This is a genomic window from Bacillus sp. 03113 (genome assembly GCF_006546985.1).
Taxonomy (GTDB): Bacteria; Bacillota; Bacilli; order Bacillales; family Cytobacillaceae; genus VATK01.
The window spans coordinates 103,359-124,264 of sequence record NZ_VATK01000007.1; the positions used below are offsets into that span (position 1 = coordinate 103,359).

Annotated in this window: 22 protein-coding genes and 2 riboswitches; of the genes, 17 read left to right on the top strand and 5 right to left on the bottom strand. The window is 37.1% G+C overall.

Features of this window, described 5'->3' with window-relative positions:
* Positions 1–15: 15 nt before the first annotated feature.
* The 4 genes from FDO66_RS08145 to hxlR all read left to right on the top strand — a co-directional run bounded on the left by FDO66_RS08145 (position 16) and on the right by hxlR (position 3,726).
* Positions 16–906 (top strand): glycine betaine ABC transporter substrate-binding protein, encoded by an 891-nt coding sequence (locus FDO66_RS08145; protein WP_141432148.1) that lies wholly within the window; start codon positions 16–18, stop codon positions 904–906.
* 310 nt (positions 907–1,216) lie between these two features.
* Positions 1,217–1,320, top strand: a riboswitch (glycine riboswitch).
* A 3-nt stretch (positions 1,321–1,323) separates the two neighbouring features.
* Positions 1,324–1,404, top strand: a riboswitch (glycine riboswitch).
* Positions 1,405–1,482: 78 nt separating this feature from the next.
* On the top strand, positions 1,483–2,001 hold the full coding sequence (locus FDO66_RS08150) for a serine dehydratase beta chain (protein WP_141432149.1): 519 nt from the start codon (positions 1,483–1,485) through the stop codon (positions 1,999–2,001).
* Positions 2,001–2,888 (top strand): L-serine ammonia-lyase, iron-sulfur-dependent, subunit alpha, encoded by an 888-nt coding sequence (sdaAA, locus tag FDO66_RS08155; protein ID WP_141432150.1) that lies wholly within the window; start codon positions 2,001–2,003, stop codon positions 2,886–2,888. The genes FDO66_RS08150 and sdaAA overlap by 1 nt, the downstream gene beginning before the upstream one ends.
* Positions 2,889–3,360: 472 nt before the next feature.
* On the top strand, positions 3,361–3,726 hold the full coding sequence (gene hxlR / locus FDO66_RS08160; RefSeq protein WP_141432151.1) for a transcriptional activator HxlR: 366 nt from the start codon (positions 3,361–3,363) through the stop codon (positions 3,724–3,726).
* A gap of 19 nt (positions 3,727–3,745) precedes the next feature.
* Here the strand turns inward: hxlR and FDO66_RS20795 are convergent, their stop codons facing one another.
* The gene (locus FDO66_RS20795; protein WP_181444492.1) at positions 3,746–3,934 is read right to left on the bottom strand and encodes a hypothetical protein; all 189 of its coding nucleotides are present in this window, start codon (positions 3,932–3,934) and stop codon (positions 3,746–3,748) included.
* A 250-nt stretch (positions 3,935–4,184) separates the two neighbouring features.
* Between FDO66_RS20795 and hxlA the strand changes: the two genes are divergently transcribed.
* Both hxlA and hxlB read left to right on the top strand, forming a co-directional pair.
* Positions 4,185–4,826, top strand: coding sequence for a 3-hexulose-6-phosphate synthase (gene hxlA / locus FDO66_RS08165; RefSeq protein ID WP_141432152.1), 642 nt, complete (start codon positions 4,185–4,187; stop codon positions 4,824–4,826).
* A 14-nt stretch (positions 4,827–4,840) separates the two neighbouring features.
* Positions 4,841–5,398 carry a 6-phospho-3-hexuloisomerase gene (hxlB, locus tag FDO66_RS08170; protein WP_141432153.1) on the top strand — a complete coding sequence of 186 codons (558 nt, stop codon included), beginning with the start codon at positions 4,841–4,843 and terminating at the stop codon, positions 5,396–5,398.
* Between the two features lie 179 nt (positions 5,399–5,577).
* Here the strand turns inward: hxlB and FDO66_RS08175 are convergent, their stop codons facing one another.
* Positions 5,578–6,228 (bottom strand): SDR family oxidoreductase, encoded by a 651-nt coding sequence (locus FDO66_RS08175; RefSeq protein WP_220095161.1) that lies wholly within the window; start codon positions 6,226–6,228, stop codon positions 5,578–5,580.
* A 237-nt stretch (positions 6,229–6,465) separates the two neighbouring features.
* Positions 6,466–7,767 (bottom strand): serine hydrolase domain-containing protein, encoded by a 1,302-nt coding sequence (locus tag FDO66_RS08180; protein WP_141432155.1) that lies wholly within the window; start codon positions 7,765–7,767, stop codon positions 6,466–6,468.
* 998 nt (positions 7,768–8,765) lie between these two features.
* On the opposite strand from FDO66_RS08180, the gene FDO66_RS08185 reads away from it, so the two are divergent.
* Genes FDO66_RS08185 through FDO66_RS08200 form a run of 4 tightly spaced genes read left to right on the top strand, consistent with a single transcriptional unit; the run spans position 8,766 to position 12,249 of the window.
* Entirely contained in the window at positions 8,766–9,647 is an 882-nt protein-coding gene (locus FDO66_RS08185; protein WP_309475266.1) for a metal ABC transporter solute-binding protein, Zn/Mn family, read from the top strand.
* A 33-nt stretch (positions 9,648–9,680) separates the two neighbouring features.
* Positions 9,681–10,409, top strand: a complete 729-nt coding sequence (locus tag FDO66_RS08190) for a metal ABC transporter ATP-binding protein (RefSeq protein WP_141432157.1) — start codon at positions 9,681–9,683, stop codon at positions 10,407–10,409.
* A gap of 35 nt (positions 10,410–10,444) precedes the next feature.
* Positions 10,445–11,374: a metal ABC transporter permease gene (locus FDO66_RS08195; RefSeq protein WP_141432158.1), complete on the top strand. Its 930-nt coding sequence runs from the start codon at positions 10,445–10,447 to the stop codon at positions 11,372–11,374.
* Complete coding sequence (locus FDO66_RS08200; protein ID WP_141432159.1) at positions 11,371–12,249, top strand: metal ABC transporter permease; 879 nt, start codon at positions 11,371–11,373, stop codon at positions 12,247–12,249. The genes FDO66_RS08195 and FDO66_RS08200 overlap by 4 nt, the downstream gene beginning before the upstream one ends.
* Before the next feature lie 65 nt (positions 12,250–12,314).
* Here FDO66_RS08200 and FDO66_RS08205 read toward each other — a convergent pair whose 3' ends face one another.
* On the bottom strand, positions 12,315–12,953 hold the full coding sequence (locus tag FDO66_RS08205; protein WP_141432160.1) for an SdpI family protein: 639 nt from the start codon (positions 12,951–12,953) through the stop codon (positions 12,315–12,317).
* Positions 12,950–13,222 carry an autorepressor SdpR family transcription factor gene (locus FDO66_RS08210; protein WP_141432161.1) on the bottom strand — a complete coding sequence of 91 codons (273 nt, stop codon included), beginning with the start codon at positions 13,220–13,222 and terminating at the stop codon, positions 12,950–12,952. Before FDO66_RS08210 ends, FDO66_RS08205 begins: the two co-directional genes overlap by 4 nt.
* Positions 13,223–13,620: 398 nt before the next feature.
* Between FDO66_RS08210 and FDO66_RS08215 the strand changes: the two genes are divergently transcribed.
* The 7 genes from FDO66_RS08215 to FDO66_RS08245 all read left to right on the top strand — a co-directional run bounded on the left by FDO66_RS08215 (position 13,621) and on the right by FDO66_RS08245 (position 20,865).
* The gene (locus FDO66_RS08215) at positions 13,621–14,352 is read left to right on the top strand and encodes a GntR family transcriptional regulator (protein WP_141432162.1); all 732 of its coding nucleotides are present in this window, start codon (positions 13,621–13,623) and stop codon (positions 14,350–14,352) included.
* On the top strand, positions 14,349–15,257 hold the full coding sequence (gene murQ, locus FDO66_RS08220) for an N-acetylmuramic acid 6-phosphate etherase (RefSeq protein WP_141432163.1): 909 nt from the start codon (positions 14,349–14,351) through the stop codon (positions 15,255–15,257). Before FDO66_RS08215 ends, murQ begins: the two co-directional genes overlap by 4 nt.
* Positions 15,258–15,275: 18 nt before the next feature.
* Positions 15,276–16,646: an N-acetylglucosamine-specific PTS transporter subunit IIBC gene (nagE, locus tag FDO66_RS08225; RefSeq protein ID WP_141432164.1), complete on the top strand. Its 1,371-nt coding sequence runs from the start codon at positions 15,276–15,278 to the stop codon at positions 16,644–16,646.
* 188 nt (positions 16,647–16,834) lie between these two features.
* Complete coding sequence (gene panE / locus FDO66_RS08230; RefSeq protein ID WP_141432165.1) at positions 16,835–17,761, top strand: 2-dehydropantoate 2-reductase; 927 nt, start codon at positions 16,835–16,837, stop codon at positions 17,759–17,761.
* 383 nt (positions 17,762–18,144) lie between these two features.
* Positions 18,145–18,549, top strand: a complete 405-nt coding sequence (locus FDO66_RS08235) for a cytochrome-c oxidase (protein WP_141432166.1) — start codon at positions 18,145–18,147, stop codon at positions 18,547–18,549.
* 318 nt (positions 18,550–18,867) lie between these two features.
* Positions 18,868–19,626 (top strand): 5-oxoprolinase subunit PxpA, encoded by a 759-nt coding sequence (pxpA, locus tag FDO66_RS08240; protein ID WP_141432167.1) that lies wholly within the window; start codon positions 18,868–18,870, stop codon positions 19,624–19,626.
* Between the two features lie 15 nt (positions 19,627–19,641).
* Complete coding sequence (locus FDO66_RS08245; RefSeq protein WP_141432168.1) at positions 19,642–20,865, top strand: NRAMP family divalent metal transporter; 1,224 nt, start codon at positions 19,642–19,644, stop codon at positions 20,863–20,865.
* Positions 20,866–20,906 lie beyond the last annotated feature (41 nt).

Below are 20,906 nucleotides of genomic sequence, written 5' to 3' on the forward strand. Positions count from 1 at the left end.
AAAAGGTGGGAGCAAATGAAGCGTTTTTTCTATAAATTTATTTTAATCACAGTCATCCTTAGTCTATCGGCTTGTGGAAGTAAATCATCTTCAAATTCAAGTAATCAAGAAAATAACAGTAATAGTAAGAAAGAGATTACAATTGGATACTTAGCTTGGGATGAAGATATCGCTGTTTCATATTTATGGAAGTCGTTATTAGAGGAGAAAGGGTATAAAGTAAAATTAGTTCAAGCAGATGTTGCCCCTATTTTTTCAGGTGTTGCTAAAGGAAGTATTGATTTATTTTTAGATACATGGATGCCGACAACCCACTCAACTTATATGGAAAAGTACAAGGATAAAGTAGATGTACTTGGCACTTGGTATGAAGAAGCAGATAGCGGGCTGGCTGTTCCAGACTATATGGATATTAAATCAATAGAAGATTTAAAAAATTATAAGGATGAATTAGGCGGAAAAATTATCGGCATTGAACCTGGTGCTGGTTTAATGCGGCTTACGAGAGAGAATGCAATTCCTGGTTATGGATTAGAAAGTATGACACTTGTAGAGAGCAGCACTCCTGCCATGCTGGCTGAGCTGGAAAAAGCAGTATCAAGCAAAAAGCCAATTGTTGTTACTCTTTGGCGACCTCATTGGGCATTTGAGGAATATAAATTACGATATTTAGAAGATCCAAAAAACGCAATGAATCCAAGTGGGGCAGAAAAACTTCAAGTGATTGGTTCAAAAGAGTTTGAAACAAAGTTTCCTGAAGTTGCAAAATGGATGGAGTTATTTAAGATGGACTTACAACAAATAGCACAATTAGAAGGTGAAATTACAAAAAGCAAGGACGAAGCGAAGGGAGTAGAAAGCTGGCTTTCTAAAAATGAAAGTGTGAAAGATGCTTGGTTAAAGTAGAGGTATATAATGCTACAAAATTTAAAGTCAGAATATTCAAACCAATAAATGGATAGGCAGTTTTCGTATTGTTATAAAATTAGGCAGTTTTCTCAAAGTTTGTTGTTTTTGACAAAAAAAACATTGGGAAAAACGTTTCGGAGCAGCCTGCATACACGTAGACTCCTGTGGGAATGCGAGAAAGGCGAGACCCCGCAGGAGCGTATGCGACGAGGAGGCTTGACGCTCGCCCACGGAAAGCGAAGTGTATGCGGACTGCGCGTTTAAAAGCAACAATCTATACGAAAACACCCTAAAATTATAATGACGGATGATGATTGTGGGAGAGAGTAAAGAAATATTGCCACCGAAGGAGCAAGTCTCAAAAAAACCCATTGAGACTAATCTCTCAGGTAGATGAACCGCAATAGGACGTACCTCTGGAGAGAGCTGAGTAATGCCACCAAAGGGGATACTCTATTAATAATAGAGTGAAAACTCTCAGGTAAAAGGACAGAGAAGGGTAGAATGGCTGCCTTTCTCTGTCTTTTTTATACGTTTTTAATAGTCTATCACTGTATAAGAAAGGAGGATCCTATGGAATTTCAAAGCTGTTTTGATATTATTGGGCCGATTATGGTGGGACCATCAAGTTCCCATACAGCAGGTGTTATTTTAATTGGAAAGTTTGTTCATGAGTTGTTAGGCGGATGTCCGAAAGAGGCGGAAATTACATTCTACGGTTCCTTATCAAAAACGTATCAAGGTCATGGATCCGACAAGGCTATGCTTGGAGGGCTGCTTGGTATGAATACGGATGATTCTCGTATTAAAAATGCCATCGAGCTGACGAAACAAAATGGGCTGAATTATGAACTTAAGCTCGAAGATCAATGTTCCTATTTTGAACACCCGAATACAACAGTAGTTAAGGCAACACGGGGAGAATATATGGTAAAAGTTGGTGGGGTATCACTAGGGGGCGGTCTATCCAAAATCTTTTTATTGAATGAAGAAAAGCTTGATATTCGCTTAAGCGCAAATGATGATTATGCGAAGCTTGTTGCACACAGTCGTTCATATATAGTGAAAGAAGCCATATTGGAGGGTATCTAATGGAAATCCGATCCATGAATGAATTGATTGACATTTGCACGTATGAACAAAAAACGATTGGTGAAATGATGCTTATGATGGAGATAGAGCGGTCTGAAAAAGATAAAGAGACGATCATCAATATGATGGAAGAGCGGTTAATCAAAATGAAAGAAGCGGTTGATAGCGGTTTAATAGATGGATCAGCTGCACCGAGTGGCATTTCAGGCGGAGATGCTGTTAAAATGAATCATTATGCTAATCAGGAGAAAGCACTTTCAGGTGAATATATACGTGACGCGATGACCTTTTCATTGGCGACATCTGAAAGTAATGCCCGAATGGGGGTTATAGTAGCAACTCCGACAGCGGGAGCAGCTGGCATTTTACCTGGAGTACTGTTTTCACTTCAAAAAAATGACGATACTCGCTATAGCGATTTAGTTATGGGGCTGTTTACGGCTAGTGCCCTTGGGTATGTTATTGCTAACCGCTCCTTTATTTCAGGAGCAGCAGGAGGATGCCAAGCAGAGGTTGGTTCTGCAACAGCTATGGCTGCAGGGACGATTGTTGAGTTAAAAGGAGGTACTCCAAAACAAGCTGTAAATGCAACTGCGATCGCTTTGAAATCACTTTTAGGCTTAGTTTGTGATCCAGTGGCTGGGCTTGTTGAAGTTCCTTGTATTAAGAGAAATGTAATCGGAACATCCATCGCCTTTTCTGCTGCTGATTTATCCCTTGCAGGGGTGGAAAGCCGTATTCCATGTGATGAAGTGATCGAGACTATGTACAGGATTGGGAATGAAATGCCTAGAACACTTAGAGAAACATCTCTTGGAGGTCTAGCCATGACCGAGACAGGGAAAAAAGTAAAGGAACGATTATTTCGTAAGAGTTGTGAAATCTGAAGGTAAAACTATAAAAATAGAAGAAATGATGAGAGAAAGAAAGTGTTTTATTTATAGAAGCCTTAGCTTCTTTTCGTTTTGGGTTGTTATATCTATATTATTAACTGACATCAAAGCTAGAATCGGAGATTAATGACATGAAAATGAAGCAGAAGCTGTGAAAAAGTGGGTTTCTGAGAATAAAAGTATTCCAGAAGCTGGACGAAATGAGATTGTCCTATTATTACCGTGTGAATCTCCATCTACTGCTATTAGTATGAGCTTTTTTATGATATAGTATCCAAAAGTATACTATTATTTTAGATTAAGAAAGTATAAGCTTTGTAAAGTTAGACTGGTGTCTAGCAGCAACCTAGCCGCTCGGATCATAAGCCACAATCCTCCAGAAATCAGGATTTCCTGCGGATTTCGTCTTATGTCTGTCGCGGCTGGACAAGGCGCTTACGCTTTTCTAAAGATGGAGGGGAAACATTTGGGACATGTTTGCAATAAGCCGTATAACTGCGAAAAAGAATTAACACTTGCTGTTATTGGCGGGAAGTGGAAAATGCTTATTTTGTGGCATTTAGGTAAAGAAGGAACGAAGCGTTTTAATGAATTAAGGTCTCTTATGCCGGGAATTACCCAAAAAATGCTTGTGAACCAATTACGTGAGCTTGAGCAGGATCATATCGTTCATCGCGAAGTATATCCCATTGTTCCACCCAAAGTGGAGTACTCTTTGACCGAACAAGGAAAAAGTCTGCTGCCAATTCTTGAGTCTATGTATGAATGGGGTAAAAATTACATGGAGACGGTTATGAAGGATCAGGTCATTATGAATGATTCTACAATGTAGCTTTTCATTTTAAGATGTTTTAGGAAAATAACGATAGAAATTCCATTAGAAAACCATTTGCTAAACTTTGAAATAAAGTGATTGCATTTGGTTTTTTTTTCGTGATTTTTACTAGGAAACTATAAAATTGTTTGCTGTGAATAGCTTCGATAGAGATATATCGACGTCCAGCTCCGAGTACAGAACGTACTAGTGCCGATGTTGCCACAGGATGTGGTGTTCTTAATCGGCCAGTACCTAGCCGCTCGGATCATAAGCCACAATCCTCCAGAAATCAGGATTTCCTGCGGATTGCGTCTTATGTCTGTCGCGGCTGAACAGGGTGCTTGCGCTTTTGGTTCTTTACAGTATCCTTTTGGTGACTATGTGAAATGAAAGTGCGTACTTCATTTTTCGAAAAATACAATTTAAAATGTGATTATAGGAAAAATCATATTACTTAAGGAGTGGGGAATACTATGGAACTTCAATTAGCGTTAGATCTTGTTAATATTCCAGAAGCAAAGGAAGTAGTAAAAGAGGTAGCAGAACATATTGATATTGTTGAAATCGGTACGCCCGTAGTTATCAATGAAGGTCTTAAAGCAGTTAAGGAAATTAAAGAAGCTTTTCCTTCTTTAAAAGTATTAGCGGATTTAAAAATAATGGATGCAGGTGCTTACGAAGTCATGAAAGCTTCAGAAGCTGGTGCAGATATTATTACAGTGCTAGGAGCAACGGATGATTCTACAATTAAGGGAGCAGTAGAAGAAGCTAAAAAGCAAGGAACGAAAATTCTTGTGGATATGATTAATGTTAAGGATCTAGAACAGCGTGCGAAAGAAGTCGATGCGCTTGGTGCAGACTATATTTGTGTACACACAGGCTATGACCTGCAAGCAGAAGGAGAAACTCCTTTTGAACAGCTTCAAACAATTAAACGAGTTGTCAAAAATGCAAAAACGGCAGTTGCAGGAGGAATTAAGTTAGCCACTCTTCCAGATGTTGTTCAATCTCAACCTGATCTTGTTATTGTTGGCGGCGGAATCACTGGTCAAGAGGATAAAAAAGCAGTTGCTTCAGAAATGAATAAGTTAATTAAACAAGAGACTTTTGCATAAGAGGAATTGCTATTATGCAAACAACTCAATATATTACAGAAATTATCAATGAATTAAGTCGTACTGCCGATTTATTGGCAAATGAAGAAGCTGAAAAGCTGGTAGATAAAATTCTTCAATCAAAAAAGATATTTGTAGCGGGTGCCGGCAGATCCGGATTTATGGTCAAATCCTTTGCGATGAGGATGATGCATATGGGTTTAGACGCTTATGTAGTGGGGGAAACTGTTACTCCTAATCTTCAGTCGGATGACCTACTCATCATTGGATCTGGCTCTGGTGAAACAAAAAGCTTAGTTTCAATGGCTGAAAAAGCAAAAAGCTTAGGTGCTGGAGTTGCCCTTGTCACAATTTTTCCAGAATCAAAAATCGGACAACTAGCTGATGTGGCGATTAAATTACCCGCGAAGGCGAAAGCAGAAAAAGATAGTGAATATCATACGATCCAACCAATGGGATCCTTATTTGAGCAAAGCCTCTTATTGTTCTTAGATGCAGTTATATTGAGATTTATGGAGAAAAAGGGTTTGGACTCAGATACTATGTTTACTAGACATGCTAATCTTGAATAAAATGTAGAGTCCTAAAGAGAATCGTAACTACTTTAGTTATTAAAAGTAAGTTTATAGCATTTAATATTTTTAGCTAAAACCCCTTGGCTCCCAAGGGGTTTTGGCATGTCCCTTCTAAAAAAAGGGTTTCCATACTAAAAAGATACACGTCCTTATATTTTCCTAAGTTCATATTTTTGTCAGTTTGAAATACAAGGAGTTTTCTCTAAATATTTTTTATCATTAATCTGGTTAATGATAAATTTTGCTATATTTTCATTTGAAATTTTTACACCTGGCATATCTGTTAACTTTTCCTTTATCCTACCTGTTTCTGGACCTTCAACTACAAATGGCAATCGTACAAGAGTCCATTCAACATCACTATTTTGAAGAATAGTTAGTTCCTTTTTTTTATCCGCTATCATCTCAGAAAATAAGAGTTCAAACATTTTTGCTCCTATTCTATTTACCAGTTTCTTTTTATCGCCTGTTACATTAAGAGAAGCTCCTGTAACTCCTATGTATCTTCTAATACCAAATTCACCCATAAAATTAAGGATATTGCTAGTTACACTGCTATAGATAGGGAAATCCTTCAAAGGCTGCCCTAAGGTATTTATAACAATATGACAATCTTTAATCAGCGTTCGAATGGAAGTTTTGTTTTGAGCATCCCCCTTAATCAGTTCTATTCTGTCATCACTATAGGTTAATTTATCAGGATTCCTAACAAGCATCCTAACTTGGAACCCACTTTCTAACGCTTTTTTTGCAATGTAACGTCCTACTTTTCCTGTACCCCCAATAATTGCGATTCTATTAGATTGCACGAAAAAAATTCCTCCCAGTAAAAAAATTAGAAAAACACTCTATAAGATAAACGTTTAAGATATTCTTTTAGTTTCAAAGAATATTCATTTCTCGCTATTTTTCGCTAAAAAAAACCATATTGCAAGACAAATATAAAAAGAAAAAGACCCGTGGAGAAGCACTGTTGATACTTTTCCTCGGTTCTTTCTGCATTAACATTTAAAGACCGCATGAGTCAGCTATTATTTTTTAATCTCAGACATTTTTTTGAAAACTCATTCTTGTTTTCTCAGCATTCTCATTCCGGCAAATACAGCCCATGCTTTTCCATTTTGATCAAAATAAAAGCGGATTGGCATGAGCGTATCATTGAAAAAATATGAACCGTTCTCACCAAGTTGTAAAGTATATACTTCACCGTTTATTTTTCCTTGCAGTTCACCGTTATTAGCTATTATTTCTAAACGACCCCCTTTTTTTGGTACATACGTTCCGAGTAGTGCTTTTGGATTTTTAATGGGGAATGGAACAGGAAGAAATCGTTGTGTATGTAAAGGGATGTTTAGCATAGTATTGATGACCTCAAGCCAAATAACATCAGCAGCAACATTTGATACATTTGTTAAAACAGCGACGGCAATGTTCTTTTCTGGGATAAAACCGAAATTCGATGATACGCCCTGCTGTACACCATTATGTTCTACGAGAGTGATCCCATGGTAATCATTTACTTTCCATGCATATCCGTAATGGGAATTTTTAGCCATTTCAAAATAAGGCTTCCACATTTTTTCTATTTGCTTCGCAGATACCATTTGCTTACCATTTGCCATCCCTCGATTGATATAGAGTTCACCATATTTTAATAAATCAATGACGGTTGTACGTATGCCGCCACCTACCTCATAATTACCTAGAGCAGGCCAATTTAGCTTTTCATATCTTTCATTTTCACGACTATACTTGTAAGGTGTTGCAACATGGTCTGACTTATGAACTTCTTCAAGACTATAGGATGTCCTATACATTTGTAGTGGATTTAATATCTGTTCTGTCATAAAACGACGGAATAACTTTCCTGTTTTTGCTTCAATAATGGCTCCTAATAATAAAAAGGTATCATTGCCATAGCTCAAGTATACCCCCGGTTGACCGAAAATCTCATGTTCTACTTCAGCTAAATAATTTACATGCTCTGACAACTTATTTAACTGTTCATTTCTTTCAATTATTCCTAGTCCAGTCGTATGAGTTAATAAATGGTGGATTTTGATTTGATTGATGTCCTTTACCCCTTTTAGATGAAATAGTGGTAAATGCTTCTTTACAGGATCATCGATCGATAGTTTGCCTTCTTCTTCGAGCATCATAATTGCCAATGCTGTAAAAGACTTTGAGATAGATCCTGTACCAAATATTGTATTCGTAGTCACAGGCTCATTTGTTAGGATATCGGCTACACCAAATCCCTTCTCGTAAATCACTTTACCGTTTTGGCTAACAGCTACTGCCATACCGGGGATATGATCTTTTTCCATCCGTTTTTGAACAGACTGTTCGAATAAACTCCAATTCATATTGTGCATTCACCTCTTTATTATAGTTAATTAGTGCTATTATATAGTTTTATTTCAGTCCCTATCTTCTAAGCGTTTCAAGGTAATGAAAAGTATAATATAAGCACCTTTATCCGTTTGAAATACAGGGAGTTTTCCATACATAATTTGTATCATAAACCTGATAAATCATATATTTTGTTATATTTGGAATGTTTACCAAAAAAACATATCCGATGGCTATTCCTTTATATTATCCGTTTCTAATCTTCAAATACAAATGGTAATCGTATAAGTATCCATTCAAATCCCTATTTAGAAGTATGTTTAATACTTTATTTTAATACACCAGAATTTATATCTGAAGTTAGATTACTGTCTAGCTCCAGCGCCTATCGACTATCAAACTTCAGGTCTTCTCCCTACGATAAGTCAACATCGATTCGCTAACGCTCATCGTGTTTCCTTTATCTCAGTCGAAGCCCCTCCAGTTTGTACGTCGATGATCAAGGCGCTTGAGCTTTTCTTATTATCCATCGTTATAAGAAACAAGAGTTCAAACATTTTTCTGCTCCTATTTAATTTACCGGCTTCATGTTATCCCTTTCTTATATTGGCTTTGTAAGATATATGTTAATAAAAGCGATTTTTGAATCAATTGTATGAATCGCTGTTTCGCTCGCCTTAAAGCAAAGCTTAAAAGTAGTACAATTTTCATTTATCGTTCTTTTTCGCCAAAAAAACCATATTGCAAGATATAAATATATGATTTATAATTATCAAAAAGTTTCCCTTGGGAAAAATATTTATATATAGTTAAAATAAGTTGTCCAATCCAACATATCTTTATATATGTTCATTTTTTTGAGAGGATAATAGCATCGATTTTTTTTGCGAAAAAAGTTTCCTTAGGTAAAAATATTTAGTTGAAGAAAAAAGGAGTAGATGAGGGCATGTCTTATATCAATATCAAACGTTTTATCTCTGGTTTGCTTGTGTGCATGTTAGGAATATTCATAATGTCGGGGTGTACAAACGGGAAAGAAACATCAAATGAAGAAACTGGGAAATTGAAGATTACAACGACAATAGGCATGATTGCAGATGTCGTGAAGAATGTTGGAGGAGAGCATGTTGAAGTAACAGGCTTAATGAAATCAGGAGTTGATCCGCATCTCTATAAAGCATCTCAAGGGGATATTAAAAAATTAGATGATGCAGAGCTTATTTTTTATAATGGCCTTCATTTAGAAGGGAAAATGGGAGAAATTTTTGAAAAAATGGAGAAGCAAAAACCAGTAGTGGCTGTTACTAAAGACATTAAGGAAGAGGATTTAAGATCAGCAGATGCTAGCTTGCAAGGGCATGATCCTCACGTTTGGTTTAATGTGAAACACTGGATCACAGCCACAAAAACGATTCGGGATCAGCTCATAAAGCAGGATCCAGACCATGCTGATGATTATAAGCAAAATGCAGTTGAATATATCACCAAGCTAGAAGAGCTAGATGCCTATGTAAGAGAACAAATTGCAACGATTCCTGAGGAGGGGCGTGTACTGGTAACGGCTCATGATGCGTTTGGATACTTTGGGGATGAATATGGAATAAAAGTAATGGGTTTACAAGGATTAAGTACAGCATCTGAATATGGCTCCAAGGATGTGAGCAAGATTCGCGATTACTTAGTCGAAAATAAAATTAAAGCGGTCTTTGTAGAATCAAGTGTACCAAAAAAAGCCATTGAAGCGGTTGTAGAAGGAGCAAGAGTAAAAGGTCATGAAGTGAAAATTGGCGGCGAATTATTTTCTGATGCGATGGGAAAAGAAGGGACAGAGGAAGGAACATATATAGGTATGGTTCGTCACAATGTAGATACGATTGTAAGTGCTTTAAAATAAGAAATTTGAGAATAAGAAGAGGGAGGAAAAAGAATGTCAACTCCGTTAAAAGTAAAGGATTTAACTGTTGCTTATCAAAAAAAGCCAGTATTACGAAATGTATCGTTTGAAATTCCGGAAGGGGAATTAATCGGGATTGTCGGACCGAATGGGGCAGGAAAATCAACGCTTATTAAAGCGATCCTTGGCTTAATTCCAAAGGTGACCGGAGATGTTGAAGTTTTCGGAAAGTCTTATAAAGAACAACGTAAGCTTATTGGGTATGTTCCACAGCGTGAATCTGTTGACTGGGATTTTCCAACCAATGCTTTGGATGTTGTCACGATGGGACGCTATGGACATCTCGGATGGTTGAAAAGACCTGGAGGCAAAGAAAAAAAGATTGCCATGGATTGCTTGCGGCAGGTTGGTATGGAGGATTTTGCCGATCGTCAAATTAGTCAGTTATCAGGCGGTCAGCAGCAACGGGTCTTTTTAGCACGTGCCCTTGCACAGGATGCAGATCTTTATTTTATGGATGAACCATTTGTTGGAGTGGATGCAGCGACAGAAAAAGCCATCATCACACTTCTAACCAAGTTAAAGAAACAAGGAAAAACGGTATTGGTTGTCCATCATGATTTAAATACGGTCAAAGAATATTTTGATAGTCTTATTTTATTAAACGTTGAATTAGTTGGCATTGGAGAGACCGAGCAAATGTTTACAAAAGACCATTTACAGAAGACGTATGGCGGGAAGCTAATGATGTTTGATGTTTAGGTTGAAAAATCCTTCATATAAATTGAGGTGAAAAGATGAACTGGCTACAAGTGTTTCAAGATCCGAATACACAATGGATTTTATTAGGCTCTATGCTTTTAGGGCTTAGCAGCGGTGTCATTGGCAGCTTCGCTTACTTGCGGAAACAGTCACTTATGGGAGATGCCCTGTCTCATGCGGCGCTTCCTGGGGTTTGTTTAGCATTTATGGTTACGGGTTCTAAGTCGATTTTTTATTTTTTAATCGGTGCAGTGCTTGCAGGGGTGCTTGCTACTTTTTTAATTAGCTTTATCACAAGGCATACAAGAATCAAACAGGATTCTGCGTTGGGAATTATTTTGTCGGTATTTTTTGGTGTTGGGATTGTCTTGTTAACTCAAATTCAACACAGTGATCTTGGAAATCAGAGTGGTCTTGACAAGTTTTTATTCGGTCAGGCTGCCTCTATGATCCAGTCGGATGTGTATACGATGGCAATCATTTCTGCAGTTCTTGTTGGGGTTTGTGTGTTGTTTTTTAAAGAATTCAAGCTACTTTCTTTCGATGCTGGATTCGCCAAAGGGATCGGATTACCAGTGGTCCTCTTAGATCAATTTATGATGCTGCTGATTGTTGCGGCTGTGGTAGTCGGCATTCAAGCAGTGGGAGTTGTTTTAATGGCTGCATTATTGATTACTCCAGCTGTGGCAGCTAGGTATTGGACAGAGAAACTACATGTAATGATCATTATTTCTGGTTTGTTTGGTGTATTAAGTGGATTCAGCGGAACATTTGTGAGCACCATTGCCCATAACTTACCGACAGGTCCTCTTACGGTACTTGCCGCTTCGTGCTTATTCATTTTCTCAGTCCTTTTTGCACCAAAGCGTGGAGTGGTATCAAAGCTTTTATTAAAATGGTCTGTTAAAAAAGAATGGACCAACGGAACTTATGGTAAGAAGATGAGGGAAGGAAAATCAATATGAATGATTTTTGGATTATCTTAATTGGTGTACTTGTTGCCTGTTCGTGCAGTTTAGTAGGCTGCTTCCTTGTCCTCCGGAAGATGTCAATGATCGGGGATGCGATTAGCCACTCGGTTCTTCCTGGGATTGTGATTGCTTTTTTAGTAAGTGGATCACGCGATTCCCTGTTTATGATGATGGGAGCAGGTATTCTAGGCTTGGTTACTGTTTTGCTGATTCAATTGTTCCATCAAAGTGGTGTTCAATCTGATGCCGCCATTGGTGTCGTGTTTACCGCATTGTTTGCTGTTGGAGTCGTACTTGTTAGTCTGTTTGCCCGACAGGTCGATTTAGATCTTGATTGTGTATTATATGGGGAAATTGCCTACGCACCTTGGAATACTTTAACGATTGCCGGAATAGATCTAGGGCCAAAAGCGGTTTGGGGAGTCGGTTTTATCTTTTTATTAAGTCTTGTTTTGATTTCTTTATTTTACAAGCAATTTAAAATCTGTTCCTTTGATCCAGCCATGGCGGCGGCTGTTGGAATACCAGTACTGCTTTTTCATTATTTATTGATGGGTCTTGTTTCACTAACAACTGTAGCTTCTTTTGAAAGTGTCGGAGCTATTTTAGTTGTAGGGATGCTCATCGTTCCTGCAGCAACAGCCTACTTATTAACAGAAAAATTAAGCTGGATGATTGGGATCAGTATGATCATCGGGATTATGAGTTCCATACTCGGATATTATATGGCCTATCTTTATGATGCATCAATTGCAGGCTGCATGATCTCAGTTGCAGGTGTATTATTCTTACTTGCGCTTTTGTTTTCTCCTACTCATGGAGTGGTGGTGAAAAAGTGGCGACGTAGGGGAATGGTGATGAGAGGATAAATATAATATTGACACACCCACCCTTAAAAGGGAAAACTAGCTTCTAAGGGTGGGCGGCATGTCATTTATCCTTTAACTGCTTTTTTATAGACCCAATAAGAATATCCAATTGGCAATAATGCAGTAACTAGAATAATAGGGAATATAACGATTTCTCCCCACTTATAGGGTAAAAATATACCCGCGATAAATAGTAACCCTGCGACCATAAATACCTTCGAACCAAATCGATGGGTTTTTTTCCAAACGGTTTCGTCACTCAAGGTCCAAGGTGTTCTAATTCCTAAAAAGTAATTTGATTTTACGGATTGCATATAGTTTCCAAGGACAATAAACAAGATACCTATGATCAAGTTCGGCAATAGTTTCATAGGAAAATGATAACCAAGACCAGTTGAAATGATCATTAAATTAATAAAAAAGAAAAGTAATAGCACTGAGTATTGAATAATTTTGAAGCTTCTAAAAAAATACTTATAGTTCTCCTTTTTCGGATCAATCTTTGGCGCAATAACAAGCAATGCATAAAGTAGTATCATAAGACCAATGTTCATCAACATGGCGTTTAATTTAGTTGCATATCCGTCTATCTCTCCACTATAGTTCCAGTGAATAGGGATTTCGCTTGGTAGCTTTGTATAAAAGCCAATCCATATAGCTATCGTAGCCAAAATTAAAATGATCGGGAATACATGTTTTTTCATCTTTGCTCCTCCTTGTTGTTCACAAAATTTAGAGCCCAGCTAATGAATTCTTGAAAAACAGTGGTGTTTAAAGAATAAATAATAAATTGGCCCCTTTTTTCATCGTTAACTAGACCTGCATGTTTTAAAATTTTTAAATGCTGAGAAATACTTGGCTTGGTCATATTAAAATACTCAGAAATTTCCCCAGCTGTTAAGTCTTTTTCCTTAAGTAAATCTAAAATTTTCCTGCGTGTTGGATCTGATAGTGCCTTAAATGCATTATTCATATTTGAACTTCCTTTTATAAAAATTAGATATTTAGTTATTTACTTAAATAATAAAATAAAAATTGATAAGATGCAACATTTTCTCTATTGATAATTAGAGCTTTGAAATAAAGAGATGATTTTTCCCATTTAAATTGAAGAAAATAATGTGTTTATATTTGACAAAATAGAATAGATATTAAAAAGTGTGTTAGACCATCTAACAAAAAAAGAGACAGCCTGATTTTAAGGCTTTATACTGCAAATATGAGTTCAACTGGTATAGATAACTAGTATTATAGTTATTAATATATTAAATCGAATCATTCATAAGAGAGGATCTATCATGTGTAGATATTGTTATCTAAGGATGATAAGGGTAAAGCATTACAAATCATAAAAGAAAGCAGTGTAGCATCATGATCAGCAAAGATTCTCATATCCCCATTTACTATCAGTTAGAAACAGAAATTAAGGAATTGATTGAAAAGAAAGATTTAAAGCCAGGAGATTTAATTTACTCAGAAAGAGAATTATCCGAAAAGTATGATATTAGCAGGATGACGGTCCGCCAAGCGATCACTAACTTGGTTAATGAAGGGATTCTGGTAAGACAAAGAGGAAAGGGAACCTTTGTTGCTAAGCCGAAAGTAGAACAGGCTTTACAAGGATTAACTAGTTTTTCTGAGGATATGGCGGTAAGAGGCATGGTTCCGAAGACAAAAATTATCGATTTTCAGATGATAACTTCAACCAAAAAAATTGCAGAAAAATTGGCTGTTGAATCAGGTACATTAGTTTATGAAGTAAAGCGGCTTCGTCTAGCTGATGATATCCCGATGGCTATTGAAACTTCTTATTTGCCAGCCAATTTTTTCAAAGGGTTGACAAAAGAAATTGTTCAAACTTCACTCTATCACTTTATAGAGAACGAACTGCATCTAAAAATCGCCCATGCAACGCAAACCTTGGAGTCTTCTGTTGTCCTTAAAAAGGAAGCAGAGATTTTGGATTTAAAGGAAGGATCACCAGTTCTTTTGATTGAACGGTTTAGTTTTTTAGAAAATGAAAAACCGTTTGAATTTGTAAAATCAATATATCGAGGGGACCGATATAAATTTACGATTGATATGAAGAGGTCAAAAGCATGACAAAACAACGCATGACTGAAGCGAGCAATGTAAAAAGCATAATGATTGATGAAATGAGTTCAATAGATATTCTTTCTTTAATGAATGAAGAAGATCATCAAGCTCTTCACGCAGTAAAGAAAGCTTTACCTATAATCGCACAAGCAGTTGATTCTATTGTAGAAAGATGGAAAAAAGGGGGGAGATGTTTTGTTGTAGGTGCAGGGACAAGCGGAAGGCTTGGTGTAGTAGATGCTGTTGAGCTTATCCCAACCTATTCAATTGAAGAAGATCAATGGATTGGCATTATAGCTGGTGGGATGGAAGCCATGTGGACTCCGTTGGAGGAAAATGAAGATGATATTCAGGAAATTATAAAAATTTTAGATAACTATTCTATTTCTTCATTAGATACTGTTATCGGAGTCACAGCTAGCGGGTCTACTCCATTTGTATTATCAGCCATTGAACATGCAAAAAAGATTGATGCTTTAACAATTTCTATTAGCTGTAATGAAAATGCAGATGCAACAGAGAAGAGTGATTTTGGAATAGAATTACCTACTGGCGCAGAAGTTATTCGCGGATCAACACGGTTAAAGGCGGGAACAGCCCAAAAGATGGTCTTGAATATGCTTTCAACGGCGACCATGATCCGATTAGGGAAAGTGTATCAAAATGAAATGGTTGATATGAAGCTCATTAATAAAAAGCTTGTACAACGGGCTGTGAAAAGTCTAATGAATATTACAGGCATTTCTGAGAATGAAGCAAAAATCGTATTACAATCAAGTAATTATCATCTTAAAAGCGCAATTTTTATGGTGTTAACAGGAGGAACAAGTGAAGTAGCTTCACATTCCTTGCAAAAAACTAGAGGTCATTTAAAAAAGGCTATTCAGCATTATATTCAAACAAATCATTAAGGGAGAGGGGATTCATCCATGTTAGGATTTCTTCAGAAAATTGGTAAAGCGTTAATGCTTCCAATTGCTGTTTTGCCAGCGGCGGGATTATTGCTTCGACTAGGCCAACCGGACTTATTTAATATTGCATTTATGTCAGCTGCAGGTGCCGCTATTTTTGATAATTTAGCTTTAATTTTTGCGATTGGTGTAGCGATAGGATTATCTAAGGATGGACACGGAGCTGCCGCGTTATCTGGTGCCGTAGGTTACTTTGTTTTAACAAAAGGGACTGCTGCGATAGATAAAGAGATTAATATGGCTGTGCTTGGGGGAATTATTGCAGGGATTGTAGCTGCAAATATTTATAATCGATTTAGTAATACACAGCTTCCGAGCTGGTTAGGATTTTTCAGTGGGAAACGTTTAACTCCTATTTTAACAGCATTAGCGATGTTTATATTAGCAGGAGTATTTGGCTTTGTTTGGCCATTTATCCAGCATGGAATTGATTCGGTGGGAGGCTGGATCGTTGGTGCAGGAGCCGTTGGTTATGGTATATTCGGATTCTTAAATCGAATTTTGCTTCCTTTAGGATTGCACCATGTATTGAACAGTATTGTATGGTTTGTATTTGGTGAATTCAATGGTAAAACTGGGGATCTTAATCGATTCTTCGCGGGGGATCCAACAGCAGGCGGATTTATGACAGGCTTCTTCCCAGTGATGATGTTTGGACTGCCTGCCGCATGTTTAGCGATGATTGTAGCTGCGAAAAAACATCGCCGTAAGGCAGTTACAGGTTTATTATTAGGACTTGCTCTTACTTCCTTCTTAACAGGGATTACCGAACCGATTGAATTTACCTTTATGTTTATGGCTCCAGCATTATATGCTGTGCATGCTGTGTTAACAGGTATTTCATTAGCATTCACATCTTTATTAGGCATTCACCACGGTTTTACTTTCTCAGCAGGAGCGATTGACTTCTTTTTAAACTTAGGAATTGCAACAAAGCCTTGGCTATTGTTCTTGATCGGCCTTGTCTATGCGGCCATCTATTTTGCTGTCTTCTATTTTGCCATTATTAAATTTAATTTAAAAACGCCTGGTCGTGAGGACGAGGATGAACTAGCAGAAGCAGGTAAAGAAGTGGCAGCCGGTTCCGAAAAATATAGCTCGCTTGCAGTACAATATCTTACCGCTCTTGGAGGGAAAGAAAACATTTCTACTTTAGATAATTGTGTCACTCGTTTACGATTACAAATAAATGATGTTGACAAGCTAGACGAAAATTCTCTTAAGAAATATGGGGCAAAAGCAGTTATCAAATTAAATAATACCGACGTCCAAGTTGTGGTAGGCACAGATGTTGAATTTTTAGCAAATGAAATGAAAAAGATTGTTTAAGTTTTGAAATAGGATTTATATATTATGTTATCTAAAAAGGGTTTTTATCAAGATATTTGGTAAAAACCCTTTTTGTTTATTGGGTTATCTACTTATTTCAATTAATAGACAATCATACGTTGATTTGATAAAAAGAAAATATGCTAGAATAATATGGAATACAGTTGAGTGTGGAAAGGAGTATTTTTGTGCGTATATTAGTCTTGGGAGCTGGAGGAGTAGGGGCTTATTTTGGTGGAAGGTTAGTCGAAAAAGGAGAAGATGTTACGTTTCTAGTTCGACAGAAGCGGAAGCAGCAGCTGGAGGAAACGGGTGTTGTTATTCGCAGTGTGAACGGTGATATTACATTCCAGCCAAAATTAATTACAGCAGCTGATTCTGCTTCACCTTTTGATTTAATCCTTTTTTCAACGAAAGCTTATCATCTGCAAGCAGCGATAAAAGATCTAAAGCCGTTTGTGGGTAATAATACCGTTATATTACCACTGTTAAATGGAATAGCTCATGTCCCTTTATTAAAAGAAGCATTTGGTGAAGAGAAAGTGATTGGCGGTTTATGCTTTATTGAAACGACACTTAACGAAGCTGGCGAAGTGGTACAAACAAGCTCTGCTCATCGTGTTGTGTATGGTGAATTGGACCAAAGTAATACAGAGAGAATTTGTCGAATAACGGATGTATTCAGTGGAACAAAAGCATCTTTTATATTAAGTGATAATATCGAACAGGCTATGTGGCATAAATACTTATTTATAACTGGACTTTCAGGGGTAACAACATTAATGCGCTCACCAATTGGGCCAATCAGAGATAGTGAAGGTGGACGAGCGTTTATTCGTAAATTGTTTGAAGAGGTTGCGAATATTATGAAAACGTATGGTGCTCCAATACTCGATAATATTATTGACGTACAAATGGAAACGATCGAAACATTGGGCTATAGCATGAAATCCTCTATGCAACGGGATATGGAAAAGGGATCTTTTATTGAAGGTGACCATTTACAGGGTTATTTAATAGATTTAGCGAAAGAATATCAAGTTGAAGCACCGTTATTGGAAATTGTTTATCAGAATTTGAAGGTATATGAAGAAGTGCTAAAAGGGAATAAATGATTCTTATGATAGATTGTGAAAATGCACACAAAAATTGAGCTCTCGTAACATGAGAGTTTTTTTGTTTTTAGGAAATAAAATAATTGGCTGTGATTAACTTCGGTAGAAATGTATCAGCGTCCAGCCCCGCAAGTTTAGTCAAATCACTCCAGAAATCAGTATTTCTTGCGTGCTTCGCCTTATTCTTGTCGGGGCTAAACAGTACGCTTGCGCTTATATACATGTATTCGGGAATCCATATATACAAGCCTAAAAGGGTAAAAAGAAACTATGGATATTTATATAACAAACTTTTTCCATTTAAAAAAATCAAGTTATAATAAATGTGTACAGAAAATATAGTGGAATGATGGATTTTCTTACAATCATAAGGGGGAAGAAGGATGGGAAAAAGGTATTTGAAGGTGGCAGCTGTTTATTTCACAATTGGTGTTTTATTGGGGTTTGTCATGGGGATTGCACAGGATTTTCGTCTCGCTTCAGTTCATGCTCACATTAACTTGCTCGGTTGGGTGTCAATGGCGCTATTTGGGATCATCTATCATTTTTATCCGAATGCAGCGGAAACGAAGGTGGCGAAAACACAATTTTGGCTGCATAATATTGGGATACCGGTTATGCAAGGTGGTATTGCCTTTGAAATCCTAACAGGTATTACAGCTGTTCTTCCTCTCATTATTGTTGGTTCTATCCTCGTTGTTGTAAGCGTTCTATTATTTACGATTAATGTATTTAAGTATGTAAATAAAACATCCAGTAAAGAAGTAAATAATAATCTATCTGTTTAACATTGAAATTAAATTGTTCAAAATAATGACTATCCTTTATTGGGTGGTCATATTTTTTTGTGAAAATCATGTATCTATTAAACCTCGTTCCATACTCAACATTATTTCAACAGCAATATCCATGTTAGGAAATCTAACATCATAGTAGATTAAGAAAAAAGCTTGTGCTAGAATCATCTCAATAACTAAAAAACGGGAATGTAATTCCGAAAAACGGAACGTTATATAAAAAGAACGTTTTGAAGTTTGAATACATTCTTTAGCACTCTTAATTATCGAAAAATTTAAAATGTTAAGAAGAAATGGAGGGGCGAAAAAATGTTTCGTGTAGATCTAAATTGTGATTTAGGAGAAAGCTTTGGTGCTTATAAAGTAGGGATGGATGAAGAAATTCTTCCATTTGTCACTTCAGCAAACATTGCCTGTGGTTTTCATGCCGGTGATCCTGCTGTTATGAGAAAAACAGTTAAGCTTGCTCTACAAAATGGGGTGGCAATTGGTGCACACCCAGGACTGCCGGATTTAATAGGCTTTGGACGTCGGAATATGAATATTTCAGCACAAGAGGCTTATGATATGGTTGTCTATCAAATCGGTGCTTTGTACGGGTTTATCAAATCTGAAGGAGCCGCAATGCAGCATGTAAAGCCACATGGTGCTTTATATAATATGGCAGTAAAAAATAAAGAATTATCAGAAACAATTGCTGAAGCTGTTTACAAAGTTGATCCGGAGCTAGTGTTGTTTGGTTCATCTGGAAGTGAGATTGTTCGTGCCGGAGAAAAAATTGGGCTGAAAACTGCTCATGAAGTTTTTGCGGATCGAACCTACCAACAGGATGGATCCTTAACATCAAGAAATCAGCAAGATGCCTTAATACATTCACAAGAACAAGCCGTAGCACAAGTAGAGCGAATGGTTAAAGAAGGAAAAGTCATGTCACAGCAAGGGGTAGACATCTCTTTAAAAGCCGATACAGTTTGTATTCATGGAGATGGGACTCATGCTCTATTATTTGCACAATCAATAAAAGAATCTCTCGAAGCCTCTGGAATTAGTATTGAATCATTTAAATAATAGGGGGAACAAAAAATGGAGCAAGTAAAAAAAGAGAAGAATCCTTCAAGTAAAATAAACATAAACTGGTCTTTGTTATTAGGTGCTGCGTTTCTTATGGCGACTTCAGCAATTGGACCTGGCTTTTTAACGCAAACGACGGTTTTTACACAAACGTTAGCCGCAAGCTTTGGATTTGTTATTTTAATTTCAATTGTACTCGATATTTTTACTCAAATTAATGTATGGCGCATTATTGCAGTATCTGAAAAACGGGGACAAGATATTGCGAATATGGTTTTTCCAGGAATGGGTTACCTTCTTGCCTTTTTGATTGTAATGGGAGGACTTGCCTTTAATATTGGAAATATTGCGGGTGCAGGATTGGGGTTAAATGTCATATTTGGTATTACGCCAGAAACAGGCGCAATCATAAGTGCTATTATTGCTATTTTTATCTTTGTTGTAAAAGAAGCAGGTAAGGCGATGGATCGTTTCGCTCAATTAGCGGGATTTGTCATGATTGGTTTAATGATATTTGTCGCATGGAAAACATCTCCTCCAGTTGGTGAAGCGGTCATTCGAACGTTCGCCCCAGAGGAAATAAATATTGTTTCGATTGTTACATTAGTGGGTGGTACAGTTGGAGGATATATCGTTTTTGCTGGCGGACATCGTCTCTTAGATGCAGGTGTAACTGGTATTGATGCGTTGCCAAGAGTAACAAAAAGCTCAGTGGTTGGAATATTGCTTACTGCTGTGATGCGTGTTGCACTATTTTTAGCTGCACTTGGTGTGGTATCACAAGGTTTACAAATTGATCCTAATAATCCACCGGCATCCGTTTTTCAGCTTGCTGCAGGAAACGTTGGCTATAAAATATTTGGGGTTATTATGTGGGCTGCTGCTGTAACCTCTGTTGTGGGTGCTGCCTATACATCAGTATCCTTTGTTCGTACGTTCCATAGTAAATTAGAGCAAAATCACAGATGGATCATTATTGGTTTCATTGTCGTTTCAACGATTTCATTTGTGTTAATTGGAAAGCCTGTTAAAATTCTTATATTAGTTGGGGCGCTTAATGGACTTATTCTTCCAATTGCTCTTGGAATCTTACTAATCGCAGCGTATAAAAAGAGTATTGTTGGCTCTTATAAGCATCCAATTTGGTTAACAATAACAGGTGCTTTAGTTGTAATTGTAATGGCAATAATGGGTGTTTACACGATTATTGATCAAGTGCCGCTGTTATTTAAGTAGAATTGTTTCATTGTCATAACTAAGGGCACTCAGGTGAAGAG